This is a genomic window from Pseudomonas quebecensis (assembly GCF_026410085.1).
GTDB lineage: Bacteria > Pseudomonadota > Gammaproteobacteria > Pseudomonadales > Pseudomonadaceae > Aquipseudomonas > Aquipseudomonas quebecensis.
Genome location: NZ_CP112866.1, coordinates 3,718,681 through 3,732,209 on the forward strand (window position 1 = coordinate 3,718,681; position 13,529 = coordinate 3,732,209).

Below are 13,529 nucleotides of genomic sequence, written 5' to 3' on the forward strand. Positions count from 1 at the left end.
ATGGATACTTTCGGCTACTTGGGCCAGGGCTTCGGCGTGGCGCTGTCTCCTTACAACCTGGTGACCGCCCTGTGCGGCACCTTGATCGGTACCGTGGTCGGCCTGCTGCCGGGTCTGGGCCCGATCAACGGCGTGGCGCTGTTGATCCCCATCGCCTTCGCCCTGGGCCTGCCGCCGGAATCGGCGCTGATCCTGCTGGCGGCGGTGTACCTGGGCTGCGAATACGGTGGCCGGATCAGCTCGATCCTGCTCAACATTCCGGGCGAGGCCTCCACCGTAATGACCACCCTCGACGGCTACCCGATGGCCCGTAAGGGCCTGGCGGGTGTGGCGCTGTCGCTGTCGGCGTGGAGTTCGTTCATCGGTGCGTTTATCGCCACCTGTGGCATGGTGCTGTTTGCGCCGTTGCTGGCCAAGTGGGCGATTGCCTTCGGCCCGGCGGAATATTTCGTCCTGATGGTGTTCGCGATTGTGTGCCTGGGCGGCATGGCCGGCGACAAGCCGTTGAAGACCTTTGTCGCGGCATTGATCGGGCTGTTCCTCTCGGCGGTGGGCATCGACGCCAACAGCGGCGTGTACCGTTTTACCGGCGATAACATTCACCTCACCGACGGCATCCAGTTCGTCGTGTTGGTGCTGGGCCTGTTCTCCATCAGTGAGATCCTGTTGCTGCTGGAAAAAACCCACCGTGGCCAGGAAGCGGTCAAGGCCACCGGACGCATGATGTTCAACGTCAAGGAAGCGGCGTCGGTGTTCGTGGTGAACATCCGCTGCGGTCTGCTGGGTTTCATCATGGGCGTGTTGCCGGGTGCCGGCGCAACCCTGGCCTCGGCCGTGGCCTACATGACCGAGAAACGCATGGCCGGCGCCAGCGGCAAGTTCGGCCAGGGCGATATGCGCGGCCTCGCCGCCCCGGAAACCGCAATCGGTGCCTCCGCCTGCGGCGCTCTGGTGCCGATGCTGACGCTGGGCGTGCCCGGTTCGGGCACCACGGCGGTGATGATCGGCGCACTGTCGCTGTACAACATCACCCCCGGCCCGCTGTTGTTCCAACAGCAACCGGACATCGTCTGGGGCCTGATCGCCTCGTTGTTTATCGCCAACATCATGCTGGTGATCCTCAACATCCCAATGATCCGTCTCTTCACGCGCATCCTCGCCGTGCCGAACTGGGCGCTGGTGCCGGTGATTGCGATTATTACCGCGATCGGTGTGTACGCGGTGCATGCCACCACGTTCGACCTGTTCCTGATGGTCGGGATCGGCATCTTCGGCTATATCCTGCGCAAGCTGGACTTCCCGCTGTCGCCGGTGCTGCTGGGCTTTATCCTCGGTGGCCTGATGGAGCAGAACCTGCGCCGCGCGCTGTCGATCTCCAACGGTGCGCTGGAGATTCTGTGGTCGAGCCCGATCACCTTCGGTGTCTGGGTGCTGACGGCGTTTATGCTGGTCTTTCCGCTGATCCGCATCTACCGCAAACGCGCCCTGCAGCGTCGCGCCGTGGCCGATGTCTGAGGTCACCTTTAAACAGTGGTGGGGAACGCCGCTGGTCGGCCTGGCCGGCGGTTACCTGGCCAGCCTGATCGGCTGGCCGTTGCCGTACATGGTCGGCTCGTTGCTGGCGATCATTCTGGTGCGCTGCCTCACGCCGTGGCAGTTGGCGGAGATTCCCGGCGGGCGCAAATGCGGCCAGTGGGTAGTGGGGATCGGCATCGGCCTGCACTTCACCCCGGTGGTGATCGAGCAGGTGATGAGCCACTTCGGCCTGATCTTCTTCGGCGCGCTGGTCACCAGCCTGTCGAGCGTGGTGGGCGTGTGGCTGATGCGCCGCAGCGGTGAAGACCGCGCCACCGCGTTTTTCTCCAGCATGCCGGGCGGGTCCGGTGAGATGGTCAACCTCGGCGCACGCAATGGCGCGGTGCTCAGCCGTGTCGCGGCGGGGCAGAGTCTGCGCGTGCTGGCGGTAGTGCTGTGCGTACCGGCGATCTTCAAGTATTTGCTGGGGGGCGGCGCGCCGCAGTTTCATCCGGCACCGGTGAGTTGGGCGTGGCTGGCGTTGCTGTTTCCACTCGGGGCTCTGGTGGCCTGGGGTTGGCAGCGCCTGCGTCAGCCAAACCCGTGGTTGTTCGGCCCGTTATTGGTCAGTGCGACCGCCAGCGTTGTCTGGGATTTGCATATCGGCCTGCCCGACGGCGGCAGCCAGATTGGCCAATGGCTGATCGGCAGCGGCCTGGGCTGCCATTTCAACCGCCAGTTCTTCCGTCGCGCCCCATCGTTCATGGCCCGCACCTTGATCGGCACCGCCCTGACCATGGTACTGGCGACGCTGGCGGCCGTGGGCCTGAGCGCCCTCACCCACTTGGACCTGCGCTCGCTGACCCTGGGCATGATGCCCGGAGGCATTGCCGAGATGAGCCTCACGGCCGAGACCTTGCAACTGTCGGTGCCGCTGGTGACCGCGATGCAGGTGATGCGCTTGTTGTTTGTGTTGTTCCTGGCCGAGCCATTGTTCAGGCGGTGGAATCGTCAGCCGGAAACACTCTAGACCCTCCCCGTTTTTAGCAGGCCTGGCCTTAAAGAGGCGGCAGGCGCCACTCAATCGGCGTCTCGCCGTTCTGCTCGAGAAACTTGTTGGCGCGGCTGAAATGCCCGGAGCCGATAAACCCCCGGTACGCCGACAGCGGCGACGGATGCACCGACGTCAACACCAGGTGCTTGGTGGCGTCGATCAGCTTCTGCTTGCTCTGCGCATGGGCGCCCCACAACAGGAATACCAGGTGCGGCTGGTGCTCGCTGACCACCTCGATGATCCGATCGGTAAAAAACTGCCAGCCCTTACCCGCATGGGCATTGGCGTTGGCGCGCTCCACGGTCATGGTGGTGTTGAGCATCAGCACGCCTTGGTCGGCCCAGCTCTGCAGATAACCGTGGTTGGGGATGTCGATGTTCAGGTCGCGCTTGAGTTCTTTATAGATATTGACCAACGACGGCGGCGCCGGCACGCCCGGTTGCACCGAGAAGCACAGCCCATGGGCCTGGCCAGGTCCGTGGTAGGGGTCCTGGCCGAGTATCACCACCTTGACCTTGTCCAGGGGCGTCGAGTTGAGCGCATTGAATATCAGCGGGCCGGGCGGGTAGATCTCTTTGCCGGCGGCATGCTCCTGGCGCAGGAATTCGCGCAACTGGGCCATGTAGGGCTTGTCGAACTCGTCGCGCAGGGCGTCTTTCCAGCTGGGTTCGAGTTTGATGCGGTCGCCGTCGGTCATCGTTGAACTGTCTTGTAAAAAAAAGAATGAGGCGAACCCTAGGAAAGCCGACTCCGCTTGTCAATTGATCTGACACACCACCGGCACTTTCCCACCAAAGGATCATACTGATCCTTCACTTTCTCGATTGAGGTCACGATGAATCTGCACTTTGAAGAACTGACCGGCAGCGGCGGCGCCCGTATCGGCATCGCCAGCCTCGACGCGGAAAAAACGCTCAATGCCCTCTCCCTGCCGATGATTCTGGCCCTTGGCGACCGCCTGGAGGCCTGGGCCAAAGACCCGCAAATCGTCTGTGTGTTGCTGCGCGGCAATGGCCCCAAAGCGTTCTGCGCCGGTGGCGAAGTACGCAGCCTGGCCCAGGCGTGCCTTGAGCACCCCGGTGAAGTGCCCGCCCTGGGCGCGCAGTTTTTCGCCGCTGAATATCGCCTCGACTATCGCCTGCACACCTATCCCAAACCGCTGATCTGTTGGGGCCATGGCTACGTGCTGGGCGGCGGCATGGGCCTGCTGCAAAGCGCGGCGGTGCGTATCGTCACGCCGAGCAGCCGGCTGGCCATGCCGGAAATCAGCATCGGCCTGTACCCGGATGTAGGCGCCAGTTGGTTCCTGTCGCGCCTGCCGGGCAAACTCGGTGTGTTCCTGGGCCTGACCGGTGCGCATATCAATGGGCGTGATGCCCTGGACCTGGGGCTGGCCGACCGTTTTCTGCGCGATGACCAACAAGATCAGCTGGTCGAGGGCCTGTTGCAACTGAATTGGCAGGAACAGACCGCGATGCAACTCAACAGCCTGCTCAAGGCCCTGGCCCAGGAGGCGCAGGACCAACAGCCCGAAGCACAGTGGCTGCCGCGGCGTGCACAGATCGACGCCTGGCTGGACGTGGGCGATGTGCGCTGTGCATGGCGGGCCCTGAGTGCCCTGCGCGAGCATGCCGATCCGCTGTTCAATCGCGCCGGCAAGACGTTGAGTGAAGGATGCCCGCTGACGGCGCATCTGGTGTGGGAACAGATCCAGCGCGCGCGTCATTTGTCCCTGGCTCAGGTGTTCCAGATGGAATACACCCTAAGCCTCAATTGCTGTCGCCACCCGGAGTTCGCCGAAGGGGTGCGGGCGCGGTTGATCGACAAGGATCAGACGCCCCATTGGCACTGGCCGGATATCAACACGGTGCCCGACGCCGTGGTGCAGGCGCATTTCAGCAAAGCGTGGGAAGGTAGGAATCCTCTGGCAGATCTTTCTGATTACTGACAGCTATCTTCGGAGTTGCTTTACGGTAAACGAGCAGTTGTCCGGCTGGCGGTCTTCACAGATGTACACGTCCCGGCCGAAGGGATCCTCGACCAGGCGCCAGTGCGAAGTCGTGGTCAGCGAAAAGCTGTAGGGGCCGTTCTTCGCGCTGTAGCGTAATGCGACCGACTGGCCGCGATTAGTGCTGTAAATGCACTGTTCAAAATACCCCTCGTCGCGCGAGTCCCCCTCCTTCGGAATAAACACAGCGCCTACGAAACGCTCGACATAACCGTCGTACGGAACGCTGGGGCTGCGCCAGAGGGTCCTTCCATCAAGCGCCTGGAACCGGTTTTTTTCGTAGCGAACGGTCGATGGGTACGGGCACCCCTGCGCGGCGCTCGTCTGTATGACCGCACAGCTCAACAGCAGAAGTAGACAGGACATGGATCTGGTCAAAGGACGCCCCCAAAAGGCACTCACTATCCTGTGAGTGAAGGACATCCTGGGCAAAAAAGAAACCTGTTATAAATGACAGTCCCGATAAACGGTTGCAAAAAAAGCGGCGCTCTATGCGCCGCTGCTCATTCAGGACCTTCAGCGGTGACCGCCGCGGCCTTGTCCATGATCACCTCGATGGCCGCGGTCGCCCCGGTCATAGCCACCATGCCCTCCACGGTCGCCCCAACCGGGGTTTGGATAAGGCCGGTAGCCGGCGCGCGGGCCCGCAGGGTAATAGCGTGGTGCCGGCTGGTAGTAACGCGGGGCGGAGTAATAGCGCGGCGCAGGCGTGTAGTAACGCGGTGCCGGGTAGTAGTCGCGCCGGTATTGATACACCGAACCGCCACCGTAGTAGTACGCCGGTGCAGGTGAGGTGTAGACCTCGGAACGGTAATAGCTCTGGCCTCCATCGTAATAAGGCACGCAAGCGGTAAGGGTCAGACCGAGTAAAGCGCTGAGCAGCATTCGTCGATACATGGCGGCCTCCTGGACCGCGAGGGAGCACCTTCAGCGACGCTGAAGGGCGGCATTCAGCTTTCACCGAATGACGAAATATCTGACATCAAAAACGGAATCTGGTGCGTTCCGGCAACACATTGATACATCTATGTCGACCGGCGGCAAGGCCGCCGAAGCCACGTCGCCAGCGGCTCCCACGGCGGCTTCAGCTTTAACGTTTCAGTTAATTTTGAAACACCGAAACTCTTCGGCTTACGATGATGTCATTATGATGTCGCGCAACGCCAGGGAGGCTCTAGCGTGCATCCTTCGCTAACATCCCCGGATTCGAGCCATGAAAATTTCAACCAAGCTGCTGCTTTCATTTCTACTGTGTGCGCTGGTCACCCTTGGGGTCGGCCTGCTGGGTATCAAGGGGGTCGTTCGGCTCGCCACGGCGTTGGAACTGACGTTTTCCAACAACCTGGTGTCCGTGAGTAATACGGCGGCCACCCTTAATGGGCTGGTGGCGCACAACCGAGGTTTGTACCGCCTGATGGACGCCAGCCGAGGCGATGTGGCGCAGCAGGACCGCGACCGCGTACGCCAGGATATCGGCAACGAACTCAAGCGCAGTCAGAGCGCTTACGCCACCTACCGGGCAACCCCGCTGGAAGACGACGAACGGGCGGCCGGTGACAAGCTCGATCAGATCTGGCCAACCTACATCAGCAGTGCCGAACGCATCATGACGCTGCTCGACGGCGGCAAGATCGACCAGGCCCGCGTGGAGCTCAACACCACCAACAACGAGCTGTTCCGCCAGGCGCGCGAACTGATCCGCATAATCATCGATTCCAACAACCGCCAGATCAAGGAAGGCGCCATCGCTGCCGAGCAACTGCGCGACAGCGCGTTGACGTGGATGATCAGCGGCATCGTCCTGGCCTTTATCATCGCCATCAGCGTGGGCGTGCTGATCACCCGTCTGATCACGCGCCCCATCGCACAGGCGGTACAGAGCGCCCAGCGCATTGCCGACGGCGACCTCACCCACGCCATTCTCACCGAGCGCACCGACGAAGCCGGGCAACTGTTGATGGCGCTGTCCGACATGCAGGGCGGTCTGAAAAGCACCCTGGTGGAAATTGCCAATGCGGCTGATCAACTGGCCTCGGCCGCCGAAGAGTTGAGCGCGGTCACCGATGAAAGCAGCCGCGGCCTGACCCGCCAGAACGATGAGATCCAACAGGCGGCCACCGCCGTAAACCAGATGACCGCCGCAGTGGACGAAGTGGCGAGCAACGCCGTATCGACCTCGCAAGCCTCGCACCAGGCCACCACCGAAGCCGAGGAGGGTCGCCAGCAAGTGGAACAGGCGGTGTCGGGCATGTCGTCGATGGTGCTGGAGATCAACGATTCGACGCAATCGGTCGCCGACCTGGCCAACCAGGTGCGCGAAATCGGCAAGGTGATCGACGTGATCCGCAGCATCGCCGACCAGACCAATCTGCTGGCCCTCAATGCTGCGATCGAAGCGGCGCGCGCCGGCGAGCAAGGCCGTGGTTTTGCCGTGGTTGCCGACGAAGTACGCGCGTTGGCCCATCGCACCCAGACGTCCACGGTCGATATCGAAAAAATGATCGGCGAAGTACAGGTCGGTGCCGATGGCGCGGTGGCGGCGATGAACAAGAGCCTGACCTGGGCCAATAACACCCAGACCCTGGCGCAGAGTGCCGGTGAAGCGCTGCAGCGCATCACCGCCAGCGTGGCGAGGATCAACGAGCGCAACCTGGTGATCGCTTCGGCCTCCGAGGAACAGGCCCAAGTGGCCCGTGAAGTGGATCGCAACCTGCTCAATATCCAGGACCTGTCCACCCAGACCGCGGCCGGTGCGCACCAGACCAACGCCTCCAGCCAGGACCTGTCGCGCCTGGCCACCTCCTTCAATGTGCTGGTGAGCAAGTTCAAGCTCTGAGTAGCCGACGCAAGGTCGGCCCTGTATCGTGCAAGGCACGCCGGAATTGACCGGCTCCTTGCCCGATACCGTCTGAACCCACCGATGACCACGCCCACCCTCTGCCCCGCCTGTGGTGCCCGCAACGACTGCGCCCTGGCCGACCCACGCCGCGTTGACCAGCCCTGCTGGTGTTACAGCGTCACCATCGATCCGGCAGTGCTCCAAGCCTTGCCCGATGCACTGCGCAACCAGGCCTGCCTGTGCCCGCGCTGCGCCCAGGTCGACCAGCAACTGCGCGACGCCGGCCCGTCCTGATGCGTGTCGATCGTTTCCTCAGCAACCTGCCGCGCTTCAATCGCCAGCAAGTGCGCCTGCTGCTGGTGGAACGCCGGATCAGCGTCGACGGCGTGGCCGTCAGCGATCCCCATCATGACGTGCGCGAATTCAGCCGGGTGTGCGTGGACGGGCAAGTGCTGCAGGCGGGCAGACCGGCGCGTTATTTCATGCTGCACAAGCCCAAGGGTTGCGTGAGTGCGACGGCGGACGCCCGACATCCGACCGTGCTCGACTGGCTGGACGAGCCGGATAAAGGCGAGCTGCATATCGCCGGGCGGCTGGACTTCAATACCACCGGTTTGCTGGTGATCACCAACGACGGCCAATGGTCGCGCCGCCTGACGCAACCGCAGACCAAGTTGCCCAAGGTGTATCGGGTCCACACCCAACAGGACATCGGCCCTGAGTACGCGGCGACGTTCGCCGCCGGCCTGTACTTTGCTTTCGAAGACCTCACCACCCAGCCCGCCGAGCTGGTGTTGCTGGGACCGAGGATTGCACGCTTGAGCATCGTCGAAGGCCGCTACCATCAGGTCAAACGGATGTTCGGGCATTTCGATAATAAAGTGATCGATCTGCACCGCGAGCGCATGGGGCCGCTGGAGCTGGATGCGACGCTCGCGCCGGGCGAGTATCGGGCATTGACCGACGCGGAAATCCGCCAGGTCTGACCACCGTTCAGCCGGTGCAGGCAAAAACCGGTTCGAGCGCCTTGCGGCATCCCGGGTCTGCTGCTTGAATCACCACGTCAGCCGCACTATGACTGATGAGTCGCCTATAACCTCCAAGACCTACCTTGCCCCGCCCGCGCTTGATCCACGGGCCTTCCAGGCAAACCGCCCGCCATAACAACACCCGCCGGCCAGCCGTTATCGGACCGACATGGGCCCTCCTTTTCCAGGCGTATGCCTGCCTGTCACAAAGCGCGTGCAGAGTGTTCTGCGCGCCCTACCCGCTTGCCAGGAGTCTTACGACATGAGGCCAGAAATCGCTGTGCTGGATATACAGGGTCAGTATCGGGTTTACACGGAGTTTTATCGCGCGGACGCTGCTGAAAAGACCATCATCCTGGTCAACGGCTCGATGGCCACCACGGCATCCTTCGCCCAAACCGTGAAAAGCCTGCACCCGCAGTTCAATGTGGTTTTGTACGACCAGCCCTACGCCGGCCGCTCCAAGATCCACAACCGCCATGAGCATATGCTGACGAAGGACGTTGAAGGCCAGATCCTGCTGGAGCTGATCGACCATTTCGCCGCCGAACACGTGCTGTCGTTTTCCTGGGGCGGCGCCGCCACCCTGGTGGCCCTCGCCCAGCGCCCGCGCCGGGTGGAAAAGGCCGTGATCAGCTCGTTCTCACCGGTGATCAACGCGCCCATGCGCGACTACCTGGAACGCGGCGTCGACTACCTGGGCAACCTGGACCGCGATCGCGTCGGCCATCTGGTCAATACCACCATCGGCAAACACCTGCCGTCGTTGTTCAAGCGCTTCAACTACAAACACGTGAGCAGCCTGGCCGAGCATGAATACGGGCAAATGCATTTCCACATCAGCCAGGTACTGAACAGCGATCGACTGTGCTACCTCAAGGCCGCCAGGCAAATCGATATACCGGTGCTGTTCGTCAACGGCGAATGGGACGAGTACACCAGCGCTGAAGACGCCAGGCAGTTCGGGCACTACGTGCCCCACAGCAGCTTCAGCGTCATCCAGGCCACCGGGCACTTCCTGGACATGGAGCACAAGGCGGCATGCAGGGACAGCCGTGCAGCCGTGGTGGGCTTCTTGACACACACACGCCGCCCCAGCCACTTGCGCTATGACCAGGGCCAGACCCAGCACGCCTTCGCGCTGTGAAACACAGGCTCGGTGCTGGCTTACGGTGACGAGCGAACCGGCTCGCCACCGTAAGCCAGCACGCGCATTGAGTGCGTTCGCCGGATCTGCCACTGCGCGCAACCCGTACATTTCCCAAAGAAAAACTTCAAATCCCGGCGCACATCTGGTACAAAGTCAGCCGCTCTGAGCGGGTGTCGTATAATGGCATTACTCCAGCTTCCCAAGCTGATAACGAGGGTTCGATTCCCTTCACCCGCTCCACTCAAATGTGCTTCCCGTCACGCAGTTACCGACGGGAACGCTTGAAAACCGGTCCTTGGTGGCCGGTTTTTTTATGCATGCGATTCAGCCATCACAGCGCTTGGTCACTCCGCTACTTGCCGCAAAAACCTGTACAAATTTATATTTTTGTACAAGTATTACGCCCTATCGGGGTGTCTTTCCCCGCACGATCATGGAGTGCGCTACCGCCTCAACCTGCCGGTGGACGGTTCGGTGTATGAGGTCAGCTTCGACGACTGGATGTACCTGATGGACGAAGACACACTGATCAACCGTTCGAGCATGTCCAAGTTCGGTGTCGAGTGGGGCCAGGTCACGTTGTTTTTCCGTCGCCAATAAAGCGCTTGTCGTGCCTGTCAACAGGCTTGGGGTGAATGATGAATAAGCAAATGCTGTCGGATCGGGCTGCAAAAGGTGAAGTCCGCGAGCTGCAACTGCTGTCGCTGGAAGGCGGTTTCTATGTGGCGCGCATCCGCTTTGACCATGGGGAAACGACGCTGCTGGGAGAGGATGGCCAGCCGCTGCGCATCCGCTCTACCACGCACCTGCGTGACCTGCTGCTGGGCGTGACGCCCTTCCCCTGTGTGCTGGTGCAACAGTGCGCACATGACGAGATGTGCGGGGTCCGCGATGGGCCCATCGCAGCGTTGCGCGTGCCGTTTTCGCTGGGCGCCACGTTTTGAGGGCCTTTCAGCCGATCAATGCGATGAGCGGCCAGAAACGCAGCGGCGGGAAGCGGGTGGATACTCAGTAAAATCCGAATGCGCGCGAGGGTTCACTATAGTGATGATGACCATCCCTTGAGCCCGAGAGCGGAATGACGCATGCCTGGATACGCCCCAACCACTCCCCGCCACATCCGGCGTCAAGTCATCGGCTGGGTGTTGGTGTTGCCCTTGCTGGTGTCGTTTTTGCGGCTGCCATTCCCATTCGGGCTGTTGCTGGGGCTGGGCAGCATCGCTGCCTCGGCCTATGGCGTGTGGTTCGCCAGCCGCCATGCCAGCCGGCGCGTGACCCTGTTCGCGCTGATCGTCACCGTGTTCAATGCCTTTTCGTTGTTCATGCTGGGGACTGCATCCTTGCTCAAGGTGCCGTATCTGATCGCCTGGTATTACTGGTACGAGTACCACGCCAGCTGGGTTTATGGGTACTTCTAACGGCTGGGAATTGCACCGCAAGAAACGTAGTTTTCACTGAGGCGGGCGGCACTAGAATGGGCCTGTCGCTTTTAACCCCACCCAGTCGAGGACACCGCTCATGCCCTGCCACTACAAGCTTATGCCCTCGCCCGTTGGCGTGCTCACTCTGGTGGCGCGCGATGACAAACTCGCTGCCATCCTCTGGGAAACCGAGCGCGCCAACCGCGTCCGACTGGGGCAGTTGAATGAGGCCAATGACAGCCCGGTACTGCTGGAGACCGAACGTCAACTGACCGAGTACTTCGCCGGCAGGCGCAACAGGTTCGAGCTGGAACTGGACTTCACCGGCACCGATTTCCAGAAGCTGGTATGGCAGGCGCTGCTGACTATCCCCTTCGGCGAAACCCGTAGTTACAGTGAGATCGCCCAGCAGATCGGCAACCCGAAAGCCGTGCGTGCCGTGGGCGCGGCGAATGGGCGCAACCCGATCTCAATCATCGCGCCCTGCCATCGCGTCATCGGCGCGTCCGGCGGGCTGACCGGGTTCGCCGGAGGGCTGCAAGCCAAACAGTATCTGCTGGCGCTGGAAGGCACTGGTCAGGCGAGGCTGCTTTTTTAATGGCTGGTTTTTTCGAAGGTATCGGCGGACTTGAACATTCATCTCGTCCGCCTGTGTATTTGTAAAAAGAAATTTCAAAGCTCAGCTGCGGTCAGTTTATTCATCACCCACTTCTTTGAGGAAAACGGTCATGAAATTCTCCGCTGTTTCACAAACCCTGTCCCGTTGGGCAGGCAGCCCCCGGACGTTCTACACAGCGGTGGCGCTGATTCTGGCGTGGAGCCTGAGCGGGCCTTATTTTCACTTCAACGACACTTGGCAACTGATCATCAACACCTCGACCACCATCATCACGTTCCTGATGGTGTTCCTGATCCAGAACACGCAGAACCGTGACAACGACATCCTGCATATCAAGATCGATGAGCTGCTGCGCGTGTCCAAGGACGCCCAGAACGCCGTCCTGAGCCTTGATGGCCTGGACCGCAAGGAGTTGGAAAAACTGCGTCAGGAATATCGCAGCATTGGCCAGGCCGGGACGGTCAACCTCAACAACAGTTGCGGGCATGCCGCCGACGATGCGGCGCCGACGAAAACCGACTTGAACCAGGCCTGAAAAAAACGGCGGTTGGAGCTTATCCAACCGCCGTTTCGTTATTCAACCCACCGGTTCAACCGTCGCCTTGGTGGCCTTTGCCATAGGTCGATGCCAACGCACGCGCCTTTTGCAGACGTTCTTCCAAGCGCGGCAAGGTTTCATCCACCAGCGCTTTAATCTCCGGCACATCGGAAGCGGCGCCTTCTTTTTTGAACAGTGCGATGGCCTCTTCGTTTTCCTTGACCTGCTGCGCTGTATAGGCCGCATCGAAGGAGTCGCCGTCCTTGAGTTCAGGCATCAGGGTTTCGGCTTTATCGACGATTTTTTCCCGCGGGGCCACCGGCAGGTCGAGCTTCTTGGCGATGGCCGCCAGATGCTGGTTGGCCAGGGTGCGCTCGTTGATCACCTCGATGGTGTAGTCCTTGATTTCCTGGGACGAGGTTTTGGAGTGGGCCATGCGGCTGGTCTCGATATCGGCCATGCCCTTGGCCGACGCCTGCTCGATGAACTCAGCGGGCGACTGGGCGAAAGCACTGCTGGTGCCGAGGCCCAGCAGCATCGCGAAACTGGCGGTGCGTAACCGGATAGCCATGCGGCTCATGATGGGTTCCTCCAGAGCAAAAATTAGGGCGGGGCACAGGCCTCGCCCTGAATTCGAATTTTCACAGGAGTAAAGGTTTAGAAAAAACTTACCAGTGCGACGAACGGTCATCGGCTCGTCAGGCCGCTTTGCTGCCAAACAAGCCGGGCAAGGCATGGGCCAGTGCGTTGATGGCGAAACCGATAAACATCAGGCCACAGAGACGGGTGATAAGAATTTCATGCCGTTGGTACAGGGTGCGCACCCGATGAGCGCCGACTACGCCGATCAGAATCCCATAAGCCAGCAACCCGCCGATAAAACTCAACACGATTAACCACGGCAGCATCGACCAGGTCAGCAGCTCGGCACGGCTGGACAACAACGCAGTAAAGGTGGCCACCGCCACCGGGTAGGCCTTGGGGTTGGTCAAGCCAAACAGAATGCCGTGCCAGAACGGATGCCGCGCCGCGCCCTCGGGAGCATCGCTGCTGCGACGCCGGGTGCGAATCGCGCGCCAGCCGAGCCAGAACAGATACGCACCGCTGAGCACGCCCAGCACATCGAACGCGCTGCTGCCCACCTCTCGCGCACCGACGATGGCAATCAACGCAGTGCTGCACCACACCACGTCCCCCAGCAAATGCCCGCACAAAAACCCCGCTCCGGCCCGCCGACCACGGGCTGCACCGATGCCGAATACGGCCAGTACACCGGGGCCAGGGGTAATCCCGTAGATAAAACCCGAAGCAAGCACAGCGAGCAGCAACGAAGGGGTCATGGCGCGACTCTGATAAG

The 13,529-nt window shown here is 61.3% G+C and carries 16 protein-coding genes, 1 tRNA gene and 2 pseudogenes; 14 read left to right on the forward strand and 5 right to left on the reverse strand.

From position 1 onward, the window contains the following. Both OSC50_RS17315 and OSC50_RS17320 read left to right on the forward strand, forming a co-directional pair. Positions 1 to 1,515, forward strand: coding sequence for a tripartite tricarboxylate transporter permease (locus tag OSC50_RS17315; protein WP_181081113.1), 1,515 nt, complete (start codon positions 1 to 3; stop codon positions 1,513 to 1,515). Beyond that, complete coding sequence (locus OSC50_RS17320) at positions 1,508 to 2,545, forward strand: AbrB family transcriptional regulator (RefSeq protein ID WP_266248383.1); 1,038 nt, start codon at positions 1,508 to 1,510, stop codon at positions 2,543 to 2,545. Before OSC50_RS17315 ends, OSC50_RS17320 begins: the two co-directional genes overlap by 8 nt. Before the next feature lie 28 nt (positions 2,546 to 2,573). Here OSC50_RS17320 and ung read toward each other — a convergent pair whose 3' ends face one another. Continuing rightward, the gene (gene ung / locus OSC50_RS17325; RefSeq protein ID WP_266248381.1) at positions 2,574 to 3,266 is read right to left on the reverse strand and encodes a uracil-DNA glycosylase; all 693 of its coding nucleotides are present in this window, start codon (positions 3,264 to 3,266) and stop codon (positions 2,574 to 2,576) included. A gap of 138 nt (positions 3,267 to 3,404) precedes the next feature. On the opposite strand from ung, the gene dspII reads away from it, so the two are divergent. Continuing rightward, a complete protein-coding gene (gene dspII, locus OSC50_RS17330) occupies positions 3,405 to 4,517 on the forward strand; it encodes an enoyl-CoA hydratase/isomerase DspII (protein ID WP_266248379.1) in 1,113 nt (370 codons plus the stop codon). Positions 4,518 to 4,520: 3 nt separating this feature from the next. On the opposite strand, the gene OSC50_RS26065 is transcribed toward dspII, so the two are convergent. Then, positions 4,521 to 5,000: a DUF3757 domain-containing protein gene (locus OSC50_RS26065; RefSeq protein WP_350355785.1), complete on the reverse strand. Its 480-nt coding sequence runs from the start codon at positions 4,998 to 5,000 to the stop codon at positions 4,521 to 4,523. A 93-nt stretch (positions 5,001 to 5,093) separates the two neighbouring features. Further along, complete coding sequence (locus tag OSC50_RS17335) at positions 5,094 to 5,474, reverse strand: hypothetical protein (RefSeq protein WP_181081119.1); 381 nt, start codon at positions 5,472 to 5,474, stop codon at positions 5,094 to 5,096. 316 nt (positions 5,475 to 5,790) lie between these two features. On the opposite strand from OSC50_RS17335, the pseudogene OSC50_RS26255 reads away from it, so the two are divergent. The 11 genes and pseudogenes from OSC50_RS26255 to OSC50_RS17385 form a co-directional block, all read left to right on the forward strand. Next, positions 5,791 to 6,555: pseudogene (locus OSC50_RS26255) on the forward strand (MCP four helix bundle domain-containing protein); the annotation flags it as partial. Then, a complete protein-coding gene (locus tag OSC50_RS26260; RefSeq protein ID WP_409523076.1) occupies positions 6,550 to 7,413 on the forward strand; it encodes a methyl-accepting chemotaxis protein in 864 nt (287 codons plus the stop codon). The pseudogene OSC50_RS26255 and the gene OSC50_RS26260, both read left to right, overlap by 6 nt. Positions 7,414 to 7,497: 84 nt before the next feature. Further along, the gene (locus tag OSC50_RS17345; protein WP_181081121.1) at positions 7,498 to 7,710 is read left to right on the forward strand and encodes a cysteine-rich CWC family protein; all 213 of its coding nucleotides are present in this window, start codon (positions 7,498 to 7,500) and stop codon (positions 7,708 to 7,710) included. Continuing rightward, positions 7,710 to 8,402: a pseudouridine synthase gene (locus OSC50_RS17350; RefSeq protein ID WP_181081122.1), complete on the forward strand. Its 693-nt coding sequence runs from the start codon at positions 7,710 to 7,712 to the stop codon at positions 8,400 to 8,402. The genes OSC50_RS17345 and OSC50_RS17350 overlap by 1 nt, the downstream gene beginning before the upstream one ends. A gap of 304 nt (positions 8,403 to 8,706) precedes the next feature. Beyond that, complete coding sequence (locus OSC50_RS17355) at positions 8,707 to 9,591, forward strand: alpha/beta fold hydrolase (RefSeq protein WP_266248376.1); 885 nt, start codon at positions 8,707 to 8,709, stop codon at positions 9,589 to 9,591. A gap of 169 nt (positions 9,592 to 9,760) precedes the next feature. Continuing rightward, a tRNA-Gly gene (locus OSC50_RS17360) sits at positions 9,761 to 9,834 on the forward strand. 201 nt (positions 9,835 to 10,035) lie between these two features. Further along, a pseudogene (locus OSC50_RS17365) lies at positions 10,036 to 10,194 on the forward strand (DUF3833 family protein); the annotation flags it as partial. Between the two features lie 38 nt (positions 10,195 to 10,232). Next, positions 10,233 to 10,538 carry a DUF6482 family protein gene (locus tag OSC50_RS17370; RefSeq protein ID WP_266249691.1) on the forward strand — a complete coding sequence of 102 codons (306 nt, stop codon included), beginning with the start codon at positions 10,233 to 10,235 and terminating at the stop codon, positions 10,536 to 10,538. A gap of 141 nt (positions 10,539 to 10,679) precedes the next feature. After that, positions 10,680 to 11,012, forward strand: coding sequence for a hypothetical protein (locus tag OSC50_RS17375; protein ID WP_181081126.1), 333 nt, complete (start codon positions 10,680 to 10,682; stop codon positions 11,010 to 11,012). Between the two features lie 100 nt (positions 11,013 to 11,112). Further along, positions 11,113 to 11,613: a methylated-DNA--[protein]-cysteine S-methyltransferase gene (locus OSC50_RS17380; RefSeq protein WP_266248374.1), complete on the forward strand. Its 501-nt coding sequence runs from the start codon at positions 11,113 to 11,115 to the stop codon at positions 11,611 to 11,613. Between the two features lie 130 nt (positions 11,614 to 11,743). Continuing rightward, on the forward strand, positions 11,744 to 12,169 hold the full coding sequence (locus tag OSC50_RS17385; RefSeq protein ID WP_266248372.1) for a low affinity iron permease family protein: 426 nt from the start codon (positions 11,744 to 11,746) through the stop codon (positions 12,167 to 12,169). A 55-nt stretch (positions 12,170 to 12,224) separates the two neighbouring features. Here the strand turns inward: OSC50_RS17385 and OSC50_RS17390 are convergent, their stop codons facing one another. Then, positions 12,225 to 12,752: a DUF4142 domain-containing protein gene (locus tag OSC50_RS17390; RefSeq protein WP_181081129.1), complete on the reverse strand. Its 528-nt coding sequence runs from the start codon at positions 12,750 to 12,752 to the stop codon at positions 12,225 to 12,227. Positions 12,753 to 12,870: 118 nt separating this feature from the next. Further along, on the reverse strand, positions 12,871 to 13,512 hold the full coding sequence (locus OSC50_RS17395) for a LysE family translocator (RefSeq protein WP_181081130.1): 642 nt from the start codon (positions 13,510 to 13,512) through the stop codon (positions 12,871 to 12,873). Positions 13,513 to 13,529 lie beyond the last annotated feature (17 nt).